Origin of the sequence: Geothrix sp. 21YS21S-2, from assembly GCF_030846775.1 — a bacterium.
Classification (GTDB): domain Bacteria; phylum Acidobacteriota; class Holophagae; order Holophagales; family Holophagaceae; genus Mesoterricola.
The window spans coordinates 5185689-5204321 of record NZ_CP132910.1 but is presented as its reverse complement, the minus strand read 5'-3'; the positions used below and the strand labels follow the sequence as shown (position 1 = coordinate 5204321).

13 protein-coding genes, 1 tRNA gene and 1 pseudogene are annotated in these 18633 nt (G+C 68.7%); 14 read left to right on the top strand and 1 reads right to left on the bottom strand.

Features of this window, described 5'->3' with window-relative positions; genetic code table 11:
• Positions 1–30: 30 nt before the first annotated feature.
• The 5 genes from flhF (at position 31) to fliN (ending at position 5050) form a co-directional block, all read left to right on the top strand.
• Entirely contained in the window at positions 31–1302 is a 1272-nt protein-coding gene (flhF, locus tag RAH40_RS22785) for a flagellar biosynthesis protein FlhF (RefSeq protein ID WP_306599941.1), read from the top strand.
• 25 nt (positions 1303–1327) lie between these two features.
• The gene (locus RAH40_RS22780) at positions 1328–2191 is read left to right on the top strand and encodes a MinD/ParA family protein (RefSeq protein WP_306599940.1); all 864 of its coding nucleotides are present in this window, start codon (positions 1328–1330) and stop codon (positions 2189–2191) included.
• A 68-nt stretch (positions 2192–2259) separates the two neighbouring features.
• Positions 2260–3036: a FliA/WhiG family RNA polymerase sigma factor gene (locus RAH40_RS22775; RefSeq protein WP_306599939.1), complete on the top strand. Its 777-nt coding sequence runs from the start codon at positions 2260–2262 to the stop codon at positions 3034–3036.
• 12 nt (positions 3037–3048) lie between these two features.
• Positions 3049–4074 carry a flagellar motor switch protein FliM gene (fliM, locus tag RAH40_RS22770; protein ID WP_306599938.1) on the top strand — a complete coding sequence of 342 codons (1026 nt, stop codon included), beginning with the start codon at positions 3049–3051 and terminating at the stop codon, positions 4072–4074.
• Between the two features lies 1 nt (position 4075).
• On the top strand, positions 4076–5050 hold the full coding sequence (gene fliN / locus RAH40_RS22765) for a flagellar motor switch protein FliN (RefSeq protein WP_306599937.1): 975 nt from the start codon (positions 4076–4078) through the stop codon (positions 5048–5050).
• 1 nt (position 5051) lies between these two features.
• On the opposite strand, the gene RAH40_RS22760 is transcribed toward fliN, so the two are convergent.
• Complete coding sequence (locus tag RAH40_RS22760) at positions 5052–7340, bottom strand: erythromycin esterase family protein (protein ID WP_306602321.1); 2289 nt, start codon at positions 7338–7340, stop codon at positions 5052–5054.
• A gap of 464 nt (positions 7341–7804) precedes the next feature.
• Between RAH40_RS22760 and RAH40_RS22755 the strand changes: the two genes are divergently transcribed.
• From RAH40_RS22755 to RAH40_RS22720, 9 genes and pseudogenes are all read left to right on the top strand, one after another.
• Entirely contained in the window at positions 7805–8977 is a 1173-nt protein-coding gene (locus RAH40_RS22755; RefSeq protein ID WP_306599936.1) for an ISL3 family transposase, read from the top strand.
• Positions 8978–9055: 78 nt separating this feature from the next.
• Positions 9056–9247 (top strand): annotated as a pseudogene (locus tag RAH40_RS23130) (transcriptional regulator); the annotation flags it as partial.
• Positions 9248–9453: 206 nt separating this feature from the next.
• Positions 9454–11286 (top strand): glutamine--fructose-6-phosphate transaminase (isomerizing), encoded by a 1833-nt coding sequence (gene glmS / locus RAH40_RS22750; protein WP_306599935.1) that lies wholly within the window; start codon positions 9454–9456, stop codon positions 11284–11286.
• A gap of 19 nt (positions 11287–11305) precedes the next feature.
• Positions 11306–11854 (top strand): hypothetical protein, encoded by a 549-nt coding sequence (locus tag RAH40_RS22745; RefSeq protein ID WP_306599934.1) that lies wholly within the window; start codon positions 11306–11308, stop codon positions 11852–11854.
• A 13-nt stretch (positions 11855–11867) separates the two neighbouring features.
• A tRNA-Val gene (locus tag RAH40_RS22740) sits at positions 11868–11943 on the top strand.
• 430 nt (positions 11944–12373) lie between these two features.
• On the top strand, positions 12374–13570 hold the full coding sequence (locus tag RAH40_RS22735; RefSeq protein ID WP_306599933.1) for a diaminopropionate ammonia-lyase: 1197 nt from the start codon (positions 12374–12376) through the stop codon (positions 13568–13570).
• Positions 13571–13639: 69 nt separating this feature from the next.
• Positions 13640–14128, top strand: coding sequence for a GreA/GreB family elongation factor (locus RAH40_RS22730; protein ID WP_306599932.1), 489 nt, complete (start codon positions 13640–13642; stop codon positions 14126–14128).
• Positions 14129–14367: 239 nt separating this feature from the next.
• The gene (locus tag RAH40_RS22725; RefSeq protein WP_306599931.1) at positions 14368–17433 is read left to right on the top strand and encodes a hypothetical protein; all 3066 of its coding nucleotides are present in this window, start codon (positions 14368–14370) and stop codon (positions 17431–17433) included.
• Between the two features lie 157 nt (positions 17434–17590).
• Positions 17591–18619 carry a ketopantoate reductase family protein gene (locus RAH40_RS22720; protein WP_306599930.1) on the top strand — a complete coding sequence of 343 codons (1029 nt, stop codon included), beginning with the start codon at positions 17591–17593 and terminating at the stop codon, positions 18617–18619.
• The last annotated feature ends 14 nt before the right edge of the window (positions 18620–18633 follow it).

The following is an 18633-nucleotide window of genomic DNA, read 5'->3' as shown; positions in this document are numbered from 1 at the left end:
GCCACCCACCCCCCCTCATCGGACGGACCCATGCGTGTGAAGACTTTCGAAGCCGCTTCCATGCAGGAGGCTCTCGCCGTCGTCAAGCGCGACATGGGCGAGGAGGCCTTCATCCTCTCCACCCGCACCAAGCGGCGGAAGTCGCTCATGGGCGAGGAGACCTACATCGAGGTCACCGCCGCCGTGGACGAGCAGCCCGCGGCCGCCAACGGCACCTACGGCCTCCGGGATCCCCTGGCCAGCCGTCCCGCGGAGGCTCCGAAACCCCTCCAGGTGAAGGCCCCGCCCCCCCCGGCCCCCGCGCCCGCCCCGGCCCCCCCGCCCCCCATGGACCTCCAGCCCCTGCGCCGGGAGCTCCTGGAGATCAAGGGCGCCGTGGAGGCCCTCAAGGACGTGGAGAACCGGAACACCTCCATCCTGCGCGAACTGGACCTCATGAAGGCCCAGCTCACCCGCATCCAGAAGCAGGGCATGCCCCAGTCCCAGCTGCAGCTTCCCCAGACCCTGCTGGAACTGTACGGGGACCTGGTGGCCAACGACGTGGACCCCTTCATCGCCCTGCGCCTTTGCGAATACACCCAGCGCACGCTCCTGGACCAGGACGGGGAGAACCCCCTGGACCCCGAGAAGGCGCGGATCTTCATGCGGCGGATCATCTCCGACTTCATCCCGGTGGCCCCGCCCATCCAGCTGGAATCCGGCAAGACCCGCGTGGTGGCCCTGGTGGGGCCCACCGGCGTGGGCAAGACCACCACCATCGCCAAGCTCGCCGCCTACGCCAAGCTCGAGCTCAAGCAGAAGGTGGCCCTGCTCACCCTGGACACCTTCCGCATCGCCGCCGTCGACCAGCTCCACCAGTACGCCGAGATCCTCCAGGTGCCGCTCCACGTGGCGCTCACGGTGGAGGACCTCAAGAGCGCCCTGCGCTTCTACCAGGACCGCACCCTGGTGCTCATCGACACCCCCGGCCACAGCCCCAAGGACGCCGAGATGATGGCCCAGCTGCGCCGCTTCCTGGACGAGCTCCCCGACGTGGAGGTGCACCTGGTCCTGTCGGCCACCACCAAGCCCCGGGACCTGGCCGACATCGCCCAGCGCTTCGAATCCCTCAAGCCCACGCGCCTCGTGTTCACCAAGCTGGACGAGACGAGCACCCTGGGGCCGCTGCTCAGCACCCTGGTGCGGGTCAAGCGCCCCCTGAGCTACCTGGGCACGGGCCAGGAGGTCCCCCAGGACCTCGAGATGGCCACCAGCCGCCGCCTGGCGGACCTGATCCTCCCCCTGCCCCAGCCGGCCTGCTAATCATGTTCGAAATCCTGGCGGTAAAATGAACGATCAAGCCAACCGACTTCGCGCCCTCTCCCGCAACCAGCCCGCAGCCGGCACCCTCTTCGGCTCAAGGGTGATGGCCATCGCCTCCGGCAAGGGCGGCGTGGGCAAGACCAACGTGGTCGCCGGCCTCGCCATGTCCCTGGCCCAGATGGGCCAGCGCGTGGTGGTGCTGGACGCCGACTTCGGCCTGGCCAACCTGGACATCCTGCTGGGGCTCAGCCCCCAGTGGACCCTGGAGCACGTGCTCCGCGGCGAAAAGATCCTGGAGGAGATCCTCCTGGACGGCCCCTTCGGCATCCGCATCATCCCGGCCTCCAGCGGCATCCAGGAACTCACCCGCCTGGACGCGGCGGCTGAGCTGCGCCTGGTGCAGGGCCTCCAGCGGGTGTCCCAGGGCATCGACTGGCTGCTCATCGACACCGCCGCCGGCATTCATGATTCAGTGATAAAGCTCCTCATGGCCGCCCAGGAGGTGCTCCTGGTGACCACCCCCGAACCCACCGCCCTGGTGGACGCCTACGCCATGGTCAAGACCGTCCACCTGCGCGACCCCCACAAGCCCCTCTGGCTCCTGGTGAACAACGCCCAGAACGCCGAGGAGGCCGAGGAAACGATCGAGCAGCTCCAGGCCGCCACCCGCCGTTTCCTGAGCCGGGACCTGCAGGTCCTGGGCATGGTGCCCACCGATCCCTTCATGCTCCAGTCCGTGCGCCAGCAGCGCTGCGTGGCCGACCTCTACCCCCAGGCCCCCTCTTCCCAGGCCTTCCTCGGCGCGGCACAGCAGTTGCAACAGAAGATCCCCTTACAAAAAGAGGGATTTGCTGCATTCTGGAAAGGCCTTAGCGCAGAGGAGCCATGACGGAGGGAAGCCAGGGAGGAAAGGGCCCCGAGGCCAGAAAGCCCCCATCGCCCGTAGCCCGGGCGGCCATGAACGCCTATGGCCGCAACACCCCCCCGCCGCCGCCCAAGCCCGAGCTCCCCGACGCCGAGCCGGACTTCCAGGACCGCGAGTTCCTCATCACGGAATGCCTGCCCCTGGTGAAGTTCGTGGCCCACCGCATCTCCAGCCGCCTGCCCTCCCACGTGGAGATGGACGACCTCATCCACTCCGGCATCCTGGGGCTCATGGACGCCGTGCGCAAGTTCGAGCCCGACCGCAACGTCAAGTTCAAGACCTACGCCGAGCAGCGCATCCGCGGCGCCATCCTGGACGGCCTGCGAGACCTGGACTGGGTTCCGCGCAGCCTGCGCCGGAAGAAGAAGGACATCGAGACCGCCTACCACCTCCTGGAGCAGCAGCACGGCAGGGCCGCCACCGACGAGGAGGTGGCCGCGCACCTGGGCCTGGCCCTGGAGGATCTCCACCACAGCCTGGACGAGCTCAAGGGCGTGACCCTGGGCGCCTTCGTGGACGCCGGCGAGAACGGCGAGGGCGAGAACCTCATCAGCTTCGTGCCCGACCCGGACGGGGAGAACCCCCACATCCTCCTGCAGGCCCGGGAGGTGAGACTGCTTCTCAAGTCCGCCGTGGACCGCCTTCCCACCAAGGAGCGGTTCGTGGTGCAGCTGTACTACTTCGAGGAACTGACGATGAAGGAAATCGGCACGCTCCTCAACATCACCGAGAGTCGGGTATCGCAATTGCATACCAAGTCCATGCTCCGGCTGCGGGGCAAGCTGAAAGAACGGCGCATCGATGGTTGAATGGACTGACAAATGGCCAAGATTCTAAGCCAGGAAGAGGTAGATGCCCTCCTGAAGTCCCACGCCAAGGGGGCCAAGGCGCCTGCACCCGCTGCCGCGTCCGCGGAGCGTCCCTCGGCCGGACCCGCCCCCCAGAAGGCAAAAAAAGCCCAGCCCCAGAAGAAGGTCAGCCTCTACAACTTCCGCCGCCCCGACCGGGTGAGCCGGGAGCAGATGCGCAGCCTGCACTTCATGCACGACCGGTTCGCCCGGAACTTCTCCAGCTCCCTTTCCGCCTACCTGCGCACCATCACCGAAGTGAACCTGGTCTCCGTGGAGCAGCTGAGCTACCAGGAGTTCCTCCTCTCGGTGCCCGACCCCACCTGCTTCAACGCCATCTCCATCCGCCCCCTGGAGGGCGCCTTCGCGCTGGAGGTAAACCCCCAGCTGGTCTTCCCCATCATCGACAAGATGCTGGGCGGCCCCGGCGACCCCCTGAAGAACCTGCGCACCATGACCGACATCGAGCAGTCCATCTTCGACGGCGTGCTCAAGCTGGCCCTGGACGACCTGCGCGAGGCCTGGCGGGGCATCATCGACCTGGACTTCAAGATCCAGGCCCGGGAGACCAGCCCCCAGCTCATCCAGATCGTGGCCCCCAACGAGGTCGTGCTGCTGGTGGTCTTCGAGGTGAAGATGGGTACGGTGGTGGGCATGATCAACCTGGCCATCCCCTCCATCATCCTGGAGCCCGTGGCCAACAAGTTCGACCAGGAGATGTACACGGGCTACAAGAAGTCCGGCACCTTCGAGGAGGCCCGCCTCCTCATGGAGAGCATGAAGAAGTGCGACATGGCCGTGGCCGCCGAGATCCGCGGCACCAACCTGCGCCTCTCGGAGATCCTCGCCCTGCAGGAGGGCGACCTCATCCCCCTGACCAAGCGCTTCGACGCCATGCTCGACCTCACCGTGGACGGCATTCCCCGCTTCCACGGCTACGTGGCCCTGAACTCAAACCAGAAGCGGGTGTTCCAAGTGACCGCAAGCAAGGAGGGATGACATGGATCCCGTGATGTCCGACCTCGACCAGAAGATCGGCGGGTGCTTCTCCGAAAGCATGTCGAGCGTGTTCTCCATGCTCACGGGCCGGGAGTTCGCCATCAAGCCGCAGGACGGCAACACCCTGGACCACGTGGGCGTCTCGGTGCTCCACTCGGCCACCGTGGTGTACGTGAAGGCCCACTACACCAAGGGCATGACCGGCACCCTGCTCTTCGCCCTCCCCCTCAAGGAGGGCACCATGCTGGTGGACCTCATGCTGGGCGGCGACGGCACCCCTTCCACCGAGCTCGCCGGCGACAGCCGCGACGCCCTGGCCGAGACCTTCAACCAGATCATGGGCTCGGCCAACCAGGCCCTCTCCGACCTGGCCGGGGAGACGCTCTCCATCTCCAACGTCGAGATCTTCTCCGCCGAGGGCGGCGATTCCTCCGGCCTGGAGGAGATCATGGGCCCCGGCCCCTTCTACGACCTGCCCCTGGAGACGAGCCAGGAGAGCCTGGGCACCGTCATCCACCTCCTGATCCCCGACCTGCTCATCCAGCAGATCAAGCGCAAGCTGGGCATCGGCGAGGCCCCGGCGGCCCCGGCCCCGGCCGCCCCCGAAGCCCCCGCGCCCGCCGCGGCCGCCCCCGCCCCCCGGGCCACCGGCGGCACCGTCCCCGTCGCCGCCCCCGCCGCCGGCCCCCCCCAGCGCCAGGCCTCCACCGTCGACACCGGCAACCTGGACCTGCTCCTGGACATCGAACTGCCCCTCATGGTCCGCATGGGCCAGACCGAGATGCAGCTGGGAGAGCTCCTCAAGCTCACCCCCGGCTCCATCCTCGAGCTGAACCGCGCCGCCGACGCCCCCGTGGAGTTGCTGGTGAACAGCAAGCTCATCGCCCGGGGCGAGGTGGTGGTGGTGGACGGCAACTTCGCGTTCCGGATCACCGAGATCGAGAGCACGGACGCGCGGATCCGGAGCCTGGTGTAGGTCACCGCTTCGTCAGGGCCACCCCCTGGATGAGCAGCGGAGCCTGTCCAAGGCTCGCGAAACCGAAGGCGATCGTCGTGGCATCCCGCGGTATCCGGGCCTTCACCTCCATGTGGGTCCATCCGCCCTCGATCTTCCGGCTCCGCACCGCAAGGCCCGAGGGATGGCCGGACCGGCCTGTGCGGAGCCAGAGCCGCACTTCGTGCCCGCACTTCACGCGGGCCGAGAAGCGCACCTCCCTGCCCCGGTAGGGGGCCGCCTCCACGGCCTGCCCCATCACCGGAACCTTCAGGGGGTTGCCCGGGAAGCAGCCAAGGGACAGGATCCAGGTGCCGCCTTCCGCCGTGACGGAAACCGGAGCCGGTATCGCTTCGTTCCGCCCCGGAGGGGCATCCTCGGATTCAAAGGAGGTCAGCGCCCAGCCGGATCCCGGGCGCTCGGCCTGGAAATGCAGATTGCACGGTGCGGGATTCACGGGCCCCACAGGAAGATCAATGATGCTCCACTTGCTCGGATTGGGCTGGATGGGTGAGGTGCGATCGAAGAACACCACGGCGTCGAAGGCGGCGGCGACCCGGGTCGGGGAGCGGAAGAGCATGTAGTCGGGCTCGCCGGGACAGAAGCCGCCTCCGATCCCCACCATGGGGTGCGAAGCTTGGAACCAGTCCCCCACGGCCCCGCCCTTCGGAAGTCGCCTCAGATCGATGGCCATCTGCGGAAGCCTCGCCGAGGCCAGGATCCCTTCGACGGAGTCGGCGGGAGCCCTCCCCAGCTCGAAGTTCAGCTCGCCAAGGCCGCTTTCAAGGGGATGGGTCCAGGCCCGGAATCTGCCGCGGTTGAACGAGAACCCAATGGGGCGGTACCCCTGCCCCAGTGCCTCCCGAAGGTAGCCGCCCTGGCTCCTGAATCCGAAAATGTCCTCCATCCCCACGTGCCCGTTGTGGGCCCACAGGATTCCGCGGGCACCCTCGCCGGCCTGTTCCAGCAATGCCAAAACCGTGTCGGCCATGACCTTGTCCCGGGCCATGTAGGGATCCACCCCCGAATACCTCCAGAAATACTGCCGCGTCATCCGCGCGTCCAGCATCACCTTCTCGGCGGTGCCGGCCTCCCAGGCCCCCATCCGCTCCTTCAGCCCGGCCACGACCCCATCGGCCAGCAGAAGCCCTTTCCGGAGCGTCTCCTTGGTGGGGTGAGTCCTCATCTCGGCAGCCTGGATGAAGGCTGCATCCAGTCCCCGGGCGGCGGTCTCGGCGGCGAAGACCGGGTCCACCCGGGCGAGGCCCGCCATGAGACCGGCGTAGTGGGGCGAAACCGTGTGCGTATCGTTGCCCCGGAAGGAGACCTTCCGCTCGTGGGTTGCGTTCCAGGACCGCATCCAGCGGACCAGTTCCAGCACCTCGCGGGTATCCCACCAGTTCACATCCAGCTGGGCCAGGGCCGACTCCGGGTCGCCCTCCCCCCTGAGCACGTAGGCGTTCACCACCTCCGCCTTCGTGAAGTCCTCTTCGAAGACCACGAACGAGAACCCCTTGTCCGCGACCAGATGCTGGATCATCCGGGTCTTGAAGGCCTGGAAATCGTGGGTCCCGTGGGTGGCCTCCCCCAACCCGACGAGTCTGGAGTCCCCGATGACCGGATCCAGTGCCCGGAGGTCCGCAAGAGGCAGGGCTTGTTGGCGGACCCAGGCCTTGACCGCGGGCCCCGGGGGCAAAGAAGGGGACCGCAGGGGGACGGTGAGGGTCTGGTCTCCACCGAGGCGCGCGAAACCTTCGGCATCGGGAAATCCTGGGAATTTCAGGCGCAGGCGATAGGTTCCGGAGGGCAGGACGAGTTCGAACGCGCCTCCGGTCACGTCGCTCCGGAACAGCTTCTCCGCCAGGATGTCCGATATTTCCTGGATCCAGGCCTCACCCCTGGGGATGGCCCCCCCATCCGGGCGCGTGACCTTCACCTTGAGCTTCGCATCCCCCTTGCCCAGGCAAACCGAGAGTGGCGCCGTCGCCCGCCCCTCCAGGACGTCGACCCATTTCGCCGACGGGGCGAACCCCGGTGCGCGGGCGGAGACCCAGACCTGGCCCTCCGGCGCCTTCAGTGAAAAACGCCCATCCGGGTCCGTCTCGACCTCCCCCAGACACCGGAAGGTTCCGACTTCCGCCCAATCCACTTTCGCCTTGGACACCGGCCTGCCGTCCCCGTCCACGACTCTGCCCGTGAGCGGCCGTGCATTGGATGGCCTCTGGCCCAGGGCCCCGGCGCAGAGCAAAAATGCACAAAGAACTGCCTGCATCGAGGGCATGCGTTTCTCCCAGGTTCGAAGGTTGATGGGAGTCATCCTAGCGAAACGAGGTGCCCATTACACATATTTTCGGTTCTTCACGGATTTGAGGGGTGGCGCCGACCCACACTCACTTTAGCTTGGTGCTGACGAGGAGGCCGGGTCCGGTCGATAGGGGCCGCTCTGAGCCCGTCATCCAGGTAAGTTGAAACGAAAAGCTTATCGCCGAGGCGCCGAGGGGCCGAGGTTCGCCGAGAAAAGATCTTCTTTTTATTCCTCGGCGATCCTCGGCTCCTCGGCGCCTCGGCGATAGGCCCTTCGATCGAGATTGCCGGATTCATCGGGTAACAGGTCGGCAGCAGTGGACTTCAGGCATCTTGGAGTTGTCGAGAAACCAGGATGAGAGGAGGCCGCTGCTGCCTACCAAGGAGCTTATTGCCCGTTTGGGCGGATGGAAAGGGCATCGCGTCGGAACCGTGGAAAGGTTCGAACTGGGGGAGAAGGGTACCCGCGCCCAGGTCCGGATCGAGTTGCTCGGCTTCGGTGTCCACCCTCGGACCTGCAGCGGCTGCCAGCGCAAGGTTTCAGCGGTGCACGACTGGTCCCAGCGAGAGATCCGGGACCTGCCCGTGTTCGACGCGGATACCGTGTTGGTGGTCTGGCGTGCCCGGGTGGCCTGCCCTGCCTGCGGACCCAAGCTGGAGGCCCTGGACTGGCTGGAACCCTATGCACGGGTCACCAACCGCATGGCCGAGAGTGTGGCCCGCATGTGCAAGGTCATGCCCATCAAGCGGGCTGCCGAGCATTATGGCCTCCACTGGGGCACAGTGAAGGACATCGACAAGGCCTATCTGGAGCGCACGCTGGAGCCAGCCAGACCAGGCAAGGTCCGGCTGCTCATGATGGACGAGTTCGCCCTCCATAAGGGGCAGAGCTACGCCACGGTGTTCGCCGATACCGAAACCCGCCAAGTGCTTTGGGTGGGCAAAGGCCGGGGCAAGGCGGATATCAGGCCCTTCTTCGAATGGCTCGGCAAGCGGCGGTGCCGCAAGATCGCGGCGGTGGCCATGGACATGTCCCCCACTTTCGAAGCGGAAGTCCGCCAACACTGCCCCAATGCCGAGATCGTCCTGGACCAGTTCCATGTCCTGGCCAATTTCGGAAAGCAGGTGCTCGACCGAATCCGGGTCAACGAGGCCAATCGGTGCCGGGACGACAAGGCCGCCCGGGAACTCATCAAGGGGGCCAAGTGGCTCCTGCTGGGCAACTGGGAGAACCTGCCCAACCGGGAGAGCAAGACCAGGCTCAACGCGCTCCTGGAGGCGAACCAAGCCCTCATGACGGCCTACGTCATGAAGGACGCCCTTAAGGCCCTGTGGGGCTTTAAGCGAGAGGGCTGGGCCCGGAAGGCCTGGGAGAACTGGCTGGCCATGGCCACCTCAAGCGGCCTGCCGCCTTTGGTACGTTTTGCGAAAAACCTGGCCAAGCGGATCGAGGACATCCTCTCGCACTGCCGGTGGCACCTGAACACCAGCATCCTGGAGGGGATCAACAACAAGATCAAGGTCCTGAAGCGGATCGCCTATGGGTACCGGGATGAGGCCTACTTCTTCCTCAAGATCCGTGCGGCCTTCCCCGGAAATCCGTGAAGAACCATATTTTCCCCATCCGTGAAATTGGGATTGAAATCCACTCAAAGCCATTAAACATTACCGCCCGGCATAGCGGTGGAACGCCCCACCCTCACCCCCAACGAACCCGGAGCCCGGGTCCGCCGGACCGGGAAGGCGCAGGGGCGGCGCCAGGACCCGCGGGCTGGGTTCGCATACGGGGGACTTCGTTTCATCGTGGACCTGGAGGCAGGCAAGCCCTTCAAGGTTCTGGAAATGCTCGGCTGCAGCATGGCAATCACGCCACCTCGGGTGGAGCCATGGCCCGGACGCCCGAAAGCGATGGGCGGCCCTGGTCGGGGACCGGTCCCGCCGGTGCGCCCTGAGCCTTTCCGGAAAGTGAGGCGATTCCGCCACACCTCCCGCCACACCCCCCGCCACGCCCTGTGGGCAAACGAACCACATTGGCAAATTCCCGCAAATGGTCTTTACTTGGGTCTGACCCAGGAGCTCCCATGTGCGGAATCGTCGGATACATCGGCAGCGAAGGCGCGGCGCCCATCCTCGTCGAGGGCCTCAAAAGCCTCGAATACCGCGGGTATGACAGCGCCGGCATCGCGCTGGCCCCCGGCGGCGGCGAGTTCCGCATCACCCGGGCCTCGGGCAAGCTGCGCAACCTCCAGAACCGCGTCGACATGAACGACCCCGCCACGACGGGCATCGGGCACACCCGCTGGGCCACCCACGGCCGGCCCACGGAGGAGAACGCCCACCCCCACCGCAGCGCCGACGGCCAGGTGGTGGCGGTGCACAACGGGATCTTCGAGAACTTCCTGGAACTGCGCGCCGAGCTGAAGGCCGCGGGCCAGACCTTCGTCACGGAGACCGACACGGAGTGCTTCCCCGTCATGGTCTCCCAGATCATGAAGACCCAGCCCGACTTCAGGGAGGCCTTCCGCCTGGCCGTGGGGCGCATGCACGGCATCTACGCCATCGCCTGCCTCCACGCCACCGAGCCCGGGCGCATCCTCGTGGCCCGCAGCGGCCCCCCCCTCGTCATCGGCCTGGCCGAGGGCGAGAACTTCATCGCCTCCGACGTCATCCCCCTGCTCCGCCACACCCGCCGGGTGATCTACCTGGAGGACGGCGACCTGGCCGAGGTCACCAAGGACGCCGTCACCGTCTTCCGCCTGGACGGGACCGCCGTGGAGCGCCCCGTCTTCGTGGTGCCCTACGACCCCGTGGCCGCCGAGAAGGGCGGATTCAAGCACTTCATGCAGAAGGAGATCTTCGAGCAGCCCCTGGCCATCTCCAACACCCTCCTGGACCGGCTGCCCCTGGACGGCGGCGGCGTGCCGCTGGACCTGCCCTACTCCGACGAGGAGCTGAAAGGCTTCCAGCGCATCACCATCCTCGCCTGCGGCACCAGCCGCCACGCGGGCCTGGTGGGGCAGTTCTACCTGGAGCAGCTGGCGCGCATCGGCGTCGAGGTGGACTACGGCTCCGAGTACCGCTACCGGGACCCCGTCGTCATGGCCAACACGCTCGCCATCGGCATCACGCAGAGCGGCGAGACCGCCGACACCCTGGCCGCCATGAAGGAGGCGGCCTCGCGCGGCGCCCGCGGCATGGCCATCTGCAACGTCCAGGGCTCCACCGCCGCGCGCCTGGCCGAGGCCACCCTCCTCACCCACGCCGGCCCCGAGATCGGCGTGGCCTCCACCAAGGCCTTCACCACCCAGCTGGTGGTCCTGCTCCTCCTGGCCCTGCGCCTGGGCGAGGCGAGGGGCACCCTGGACCCCGCGGTGCGCGCGGAGATCGTCCAGGCCCTGCGCGAGCTCCCCGCCCTGCTGGAGCGGGTGGCCTCCACGGAAAAGCAGATCCACCAGTGGGCCCAGAAGTGGCACGAGGCCACCGATTTCCTCTACCTGGGCCGGGGCCCCCTCTACCCCATCGCCCTGGAGGGCGCCCTGAAGCTCAAGGAGCTCTCCTACATCCATGCCGAGGGCTACCCCGCCGGCGAGATGAAGCACGGCCCCATCGCCCTCATCGACCGCCACCTGCCCATCGTGGCCCTCATGCCCCGGGACGCCCACCGGGAGAAGGTCCTCTCCAACCTGCAGGAGGCCGCCGCCCGCGACGGCCGCATCCTGGCCCTGGTGGAGGAGGGCGACACCGGCCTGGACCACATCGCCGAGGACGTGCTGCACCTCCCCAAGGTCAACCCCTGGCTCGCGCCCATCCTCTACGTGGTCCCGCTCCAGCTCCTCAGCTACCACATCGCCGTCATCCGCGGCTGCGACGTGGACCAGCCCCGCAACCTCGCCAAGAGCGTCACGGTGGAGTGATCACCGGGTATCCTGGATCATGCCCGCAGGATCCGCCCCCAAGCGCAACGTGGCCCTGGTCCTCCTCTGGACCGTGGTGCTCCTCATGGGCTGGCTCATGGCCGTGCAACTGGCCCTCATCGCCTTCGCCCACCAGGGCGAGTGGCAGTGGCCCGACGTCTACCAGGCCGAGGTGGTGGAAGTGTTCAAGGACACGTCCAACGCCTTCACCCGGGACGTCTACGTCACCATCGACGGCGAGCTGGAGACCATCACCCTCCCCAAGCCCGACGCCGCCCGCCTCCAGCCCCACGACACCATCCGGGTCCTGGACAACTTCTACGCCACCCCCCTGCGCCCCGCCCAGTTCATCCTCACCCCCGGCCGCGTCCTGGGCGAATACCCCGAGATCCTGCTCCTCCTGGCCCTCCTGGCCATCCAGCTCCTCCGCCGCTCCAAATGGGGCCTCATCCCCGACCCGCCCCCCGTCCCCGAAGCCGACAAGAAAGTCTTCCGCGACACCTTCCACCAGCGCGCCCAGCGCCACGGCGAGAACCCCTCGACAAAGGGCCCGGATGCGCTAGAATGAAGCTTCGTCATTTTGGCGCGTAGCTCAGGGGTTAGAGCACTACCTTGACACGGTAGGGGTCGGTGGTTCGATTCCACTCGCGCCAACCAGCTAACAGAACGACACAGGCCACTTTCGGGTGGCCTGTGTTTTTGTCCGCCCCTCGGAAAGGGAATGTCTGCCTGATAGTCCGGCCCTGAAACCGATCGATACTCCGCGCCGGATCCAGCCGTGGCGTGCCTCAACGGGAACCTGGCATCGGCAGACTCCTGACCGGGATCGAAGTTCCCAACCGGAGGAGCGGCACCTCGCGTGCCTTGTCCTCCTGCGAGCAAACGGACCTTGGGTCGAGGACGTTTGAAAAGGTAAGACCTGATCAAACGCTGGGATCCCCTGCCCCCTCCGGGTCATGCTAGTTCTATATCTAGAAATAATTTGAGTTAAAATTAATGATTAAAAATTTTTACACCTGTGAAATTTTTTGATGATCCTGCTATCCTCTATTGTGCAAACGGCCTTTCACCTTCCAGGGGAGTTCCCATGACGATCGACACCGCACTCGAAGCCACCCTCCTCCAGAACCCGATGTTCGATCCCGACAAGCGCTGGCCGGCGCCGGATCCGTCCGTCTGGGCCTTCCACCGCAGGATGCCGGCCTACATGGCCACGACCCTCTACGACTGTCCGCTGCTGGCGGCCAAGTACGGGGTCGGCCGGGTGCTGGTGAAGGCGGAATCCCACCGCCTCGGCCTCCCCAGCTTCAAGATCCTGGGCGCCTCCTGGGCGACGTACCGCGCCATCTGCGATCATCTCGGCTTCGAACCGGAACCCTGGCCGAACATCAACGATCTGGCCAGGCGGCTGGGCTACCTCAAGCCCTTCAGCCTGGCGGCGGCCACCGACGGCAACCACGGCCGGGCCGTGGCCTTCATGGCGCGCCTGCTGGGGTTCTCCTGCAGGATCTTCGTGCCGGAGGGCACGGTCCCGGCGCGCATCCACGCCATCCAGAACGAAGGCGCCGAGGTGATCGTGGTCCAGGGCGACTACGACGCGGCGGTGGCCCGTTCGGCGAAGGAGGCCTCCGCCAACTGCCTGGTCATTTCGGACACCTCCTGGCCCGGGTACGACACCACGCCCCGCCGGGTGGTGGACGGCTACACGACGATCTTCTCGGAGATCGACCGGACCCTCCTGGCCGCCGGCGCCAGGCAGCCCGACGTGGTCATCGTCCCCGTGGGCGTGGGCGCGTTCATGTCCGCCACGGTGAGCTGGTTCCGGAGCCGCGACTGGAAGGGCGCCATCGTGGGGGTGGAGCCCGCGGACGCCAACTGCGTGCAGGTTTCCGCCAGGGCCGGGAAGATGACGCCCGTCCCCGGACCGCACCGCTCCATCATGGTGGGCCTCAACTGCGGCCTGCCGTCCCAGGTGGCCTGGCCCCGGGTGTCCACGGGGGTGGACTGGATGGTCTCCATCGACGACGAACGCGCCCGCCAGGGCATGCGGGAACTGGCCGAAAGCGGCGTGGTGGCCGGCGAGACGGGCTCGGCCTCCCTGGGCGCCCTGGCGGCCCTCAGCGAGGACGCCTCCACCCAGGCCTTCCGCGCCGCGGGCCTGCTCGGCCCGGACGCCACGGTCCTGCTGCTCGTCACCGAAGGCGCCACGGACCGCGGCAACTACCAGTCCATCGTCGGCAAGGCCCCCGAGGAAGTGGGCACGATCCTTACCGTAGCCCGCTGACAGCGCCCATCAGGGGGACCTGCTTAAATGAATCCGCAGGGCTGGCGTCCCCGGTCCCGGAGGGTGGTTGTGAACCGAGCCTTCATGAAGGATCCCGACGACGCGGCCCGCCCGGAGGTGCTGCCCGAGCGGCCCCAGAGCCCCCACCCCAACTACGTCACGCCCTCGGGACTCCAGCGGCTGCGCGTCCAGGCGGCGGACTTGGCGGCCCGTCTGCAGGAGATCGGCCCTTCCGCGGATCCGCACGAACGGGCGCTCCTGCAGCGGGACCTGCGCTGGGTGGAGGGGCGGCTGCAGCGGGCCATCCTGGTGGATCCCGCCGTCCAGGCGCCGGACCGGGTCCGCTTCGGGATGACCGTGGAGGTCCGCCACGAGGATGGCAGCACCGAAGCGCTCACCATCGTGGGGGAGGACGAGGCCGAGCCGGGCACCGGCCGCATCAGCTGGTTGTCGCCGCTGGCGGCGGCGCTCCTGGATGCCGGGCCTGGCGACGAGGTGACCTGGCAGCGGCCTGCGGGGAGGACCCGCCTGGAGATCCTGGGCGTGCGAAGCTCCTGACCGGCCGTCACCCGCCGACGGGCATGATCCCGGTCGAACGGCCCGCCTGGAGACCACCTGGCCCCGGGCGGGAGGACCTTGAATACAAACCGGCTCCAGCCTGACGGCGGTGTCGGCGCCCCCATCCCCATCCCGGTGGAGGACGGACCTATATTCCTTGAAACATCCCAAAAGCGGTCCTACAGTACCCCCGCCCCAACCTACAGTTCGTTGGCTTGCTTGCTTTCTGGGAGGTGCCCATGGCCCTTCAAAGGCTTGGACTCCGGACGCGGTTCGCCCTTCTCGCCCTCCTGACGGCCCTGGCCGCCGGCTGCGGAGGCGGCTCGGGGGGCGCCCCGGCGGCCCCTGCGGACCCGACGATCACGGCCTTCTCCGCCACCCCGGCCATCCTGACCCGGGGCGGCACGGTGGACCTGACCGCCGCCTACCGCGACGGCACCGGCACCGTGGACCACGGCGTGGGCGCCCTGGCCAGCGCCGCAGTGGCCCACGCGACCCCCCTGGAGGCCACGACCTACACGCTGACGGTCACGGGCAACGGCAAATCCGTGACCCGGACCGCGCAGGTGGACGTGGTCGCGCCCCCGGTCCTGCCGGTGGTGCAGGCCACGGCCCAGGCCACCGAGGGCCAGACGGCCCTGGCCGCCTCCGTGCCGGCCCAGAGCGGGTGCACGTTCGCCTGGACCCTGACTTCGGGGACCCTCACGGCCGGCCAGGGCACCGCGCAGATCACCTTCACCGCCGGGGCCGCCGGCAGTCTGGGGATCTCCTGCGTGGCCACCAACGCCGCCGGCACCGCCTCGGAGGCGGGGACCGCCACCTGCACCGTGGTCGCCGCGCCCCGCGTGGCCTCCTTCGAGGCGACGCCGGCCATCCTGACCCTGGGCGACACCTGCAGCCTCACCGCCCGGTTCAGTGGCGGCACGGCCGTGCTGCAACCCGGGGCCGTCGCCCTGGTCAGCGGCCAGGCCGTCCAGGTGGCGCCCGCCGAGGCGACCCACTTCGTGGTCACCGTCACCAACCCGCTCGGCATCAGCACCGCCCTGGGACTGGACGTCCAGGTGGTGGCGCCGCCCGCGATCGCCGCCTTCTCGGCGGAGGGGGACTGGCGCCCCATGGCCCAGGGCCTCACGCTCACCGCCACCTTCAGCGGCGGCGCGGGGGTGGTCCGGCCCGGGAACCGGCCGATCCTGAGCGGCACGCCCCTTGCCTGGACGGGCCCGATGCCCGATCGCTTCGAACTGGCCGTCACCAACGCCGCCGGCCGGACCGCAACCAACCGGGTGCAGGCCCGGCCGCGCCGGGCGGTGGCCCTGGCCCGGAACAGCTCCTGGATGCTCAAGGACGACGGGACCCTGTGGGTCTGCGGCCAGAACGCAGCCCAGATCCCCATGGGCTATCCGGACTGGACGCCGGACTCCTCGGTACCCACCCGGAACGCCGCCCTCAGCGGCGTGGTGAGCCTCGCCGGCAGCAGCACCGAGGCCCTGGCCCTGAAGGCCGACGGCACCGTCTGGCATCTTGCGGCCAACGCCACCTTCCCGGCGGCCCAGATCACGGGCCTGCCCTTCATCACCTCCATCGCCGGCTGCAACACGCACAGCCTCGCCCTGGCCGCCAACGGCACGCTCTGGGCATGGGGCTACAACTTCACCGGGCAGCTGGGGGATGGCACCACCACGGACCGCACCACGCCGGCCCAGGTGGCCGGCCTCCCCGCCATCGTGGGCTTCCACGCCGGGGACAACTGCAGCTTCGCCTTCGGGGCGGACGGGTCGGTCTGGGGCTGGGGCAGCAACTACAACGGGCAACTGGCCCGGAGTTCGGCGGCCGACGTGCTCGCCCCGGTGCAGCTCCCGGGCCTGCCCTTTCCGGCCTCCCTGGCCTCCACCAGCCAGGGCACCTTCGCCCTGGACTTCGAGGGGCGCCTTTGGGCCTGGGGCAACTTCCACGGCAACTCCAGCTATGCGACCGTCACCCGGCAGCCGGACCTTCCCGGCGCGGTGCGCCTGATCTCCGCGCCCGGCTCCGTCGCCGCCCTGGCGCTGGACGGCACCCTCTGGACCTGGGGCCGGAACGGCTCGGGCTGCCTCGGCACCGGGGACCTCCTGGAGCGGACGTCCGCGTTCAAGGTCCCTCTGGGTCCGGCACTGGATCTGGCCACCGACGGCGGATCCACCCTCGCGCTCCTCCAGGACGGCACCTTCTGGACCTGGGGCTCCAACACCTCCGGCCAGCTGGGCGACGCCTTCCCCCTGGACCGCACCAGCCCGGCCGCCCTGGCCGTATCCAGCCCCCTGGTCGCCCTGGCTGCCTCCACCTACGCCACCGCCGCCGTGACGGCCGATGGGGGGCTCTGGCTCTGGGGCCAGGATTCCCGGACCACGGCCTATCCCTACCTGGCCACGCCCACCGCCGCTCCGGGTTTCGCGCCCCTGGCCAGGCTGGCCCTGGGCGATTTCCAGGGTCTGGCCCAGCGCGTGGACGGCAGCCTCTGGCGCTGGGGCTGGACCAATCCGGCCTCCTCGAGGGACGGCGCCTCCGCGCAGGCGCAGGTGACCGGCCTGGGGCCCGTGGCCGGGATCACGGCCGCCGGCTCGTCGGCGTTCTTCGTGCTCCAGGACGGCACCCTCTGGGCCCAGGGCTACAACGGCTCCGGAAACCTGGGCGACGGTTCCACCACCACCCGGGCCACGCCCGTCCAGGTGACGGGGGTGACCGATGTGCGCAAGGTCGCCGCGAGCCCCTGGCATACCCTCGCCCTCGACGGAGCCGGCCGGGTCTGGTCCTGGGGCGACAACAGCTACGCCCAGCTGGGGGACGGCACCCTCACCGGCCGGACCTCCCCGGTCCTCGTCCCCGGCCTCGCCGGGGTGACCGCCCTCGGCGCCGGGGCGACCTTTTCCGCGGCCCTGCTGGCCGACGGCACCGTTTCCACCTGGGGCTGGCTGCCCACCCAGGCCTACCGGGCCCCGCCCGGCGTGCTCCCGGGCTCGGCCAACACGACGGGCCTCGCCGCCGGTCACCAGCACCTGCTGACCCTGCAAAGCGACGGGAGCGTGCGTTCCATCGGGTACGCCACGTACGGACAGACCGGCCAGGGCAACCGCGACGACCTGGCCGTCCTGACCGCGATCCCGGGCCTCACCGGGGTTCAGGGCATCGCGGCCGGGGAGTTCTCCTCCTTCGCCTGGGGCGCCACCTTCGCCAAGGGCTGGGGCGAGGACAGCTGGGGCAACCTGGGCCTGGGCCGCATCGTCCTGAGGGCCACGCCTGCGCGCATCGAGGGACATACGGGCTGGTGATCGCGAGGATCCCGGCAACCGCGGGGGTTCCGCCGGAGGGCCGATTTCTCCCTTCCGGCAGGCCAGGGGTCTGCGAAACGCCTCGAACCGGGTTGCCCGGTCCGGCCGGCCACCCCATGCTGGCCTGCCAAGCCCGTCCCGGGCACCGGAGGCTTCCATGCGGATCCTGATCGTAGGCCTCGGCGCGCTGGGCGGGGTCATCGCCACGCGCCTGCAGGCCGCCGGAATTCCCGTCCATCTGGCGGTGCGCAGTGCCGAGTCGGCGGCCCGCGTGAAGGCCGCCGGGCTCAGGGTGACGGGCGCGGGCGGGGAGGCCTCGGCCGCCGCGGCGGACGTGGCGCCCCTGGACGCCTATGCCGGCGCCGCGCCCTTCGACCTGATCCTCCTGGCCACCAAGGCCCAGGACGCGCTGGCCGCGGCGCCGGCCCTGCCCGGGCTGCTCGCCGCGGACGGCGCGATCCTGCCCATCCAGAACGGCTTCGTGCCCCAGATGGTCGCGGACCGCCTCGGGGATTCCCGGGTGGTCGGCGGCCTCTCGAACCTCGGCGCCACCATGAGGTCGCCGGGCGTCTACGAGCAGCGCAATGCCGGGCATCTGCTCATCGGCGAACGGGCCGGAGGGGAGGGTGACCGCACCGCGAGGATCGCCAGGACGCTGGGCCCCGGGATCGAGGTCCGCGTGACCCGGAACCTCCGGGGCGCCGTCTGGTCCAAGCTGCTCCTGAACTGTTCCGTGACGACCCTCGGCGCCGTCGCCGGGCTCACGATGCGCCGGTACCTCGCCCTTCCCGGAGGCCGGGACCTGTTCATCCGGACCTACGACGAGGCCCTTTCGGTGGCCCTGGCCAGCGGGGACCGGCCGGAACCGATGGTGGTCGAGCCCGTGCCCCCCGGATGGGACGGACGCAGCCGGCCCGGCCCGGAGTTCGAGGCCTGGCTGGAAGGGATCCTGGGCTTCTACGGGGATATCAAGGCTTCCATGCTCCAGGACTTCGAGCAGGGCAGGCCCACCGAGATCGATTTCATCAACGGCCACGTCGTGGCCGCGGGCCGCCGGCTGGGGCTGGCGACGCCGGTCAACGCGGCGATCACGGAAACGGTCCGCGCCATCACGCGCGGGGAGGCCGTCCCGGGTCCCGGGCTGCTGGCCGGGATCCGGGTCCGGCCCATCGGGACGTTTCCGTGAAGGAACCTCCTAGA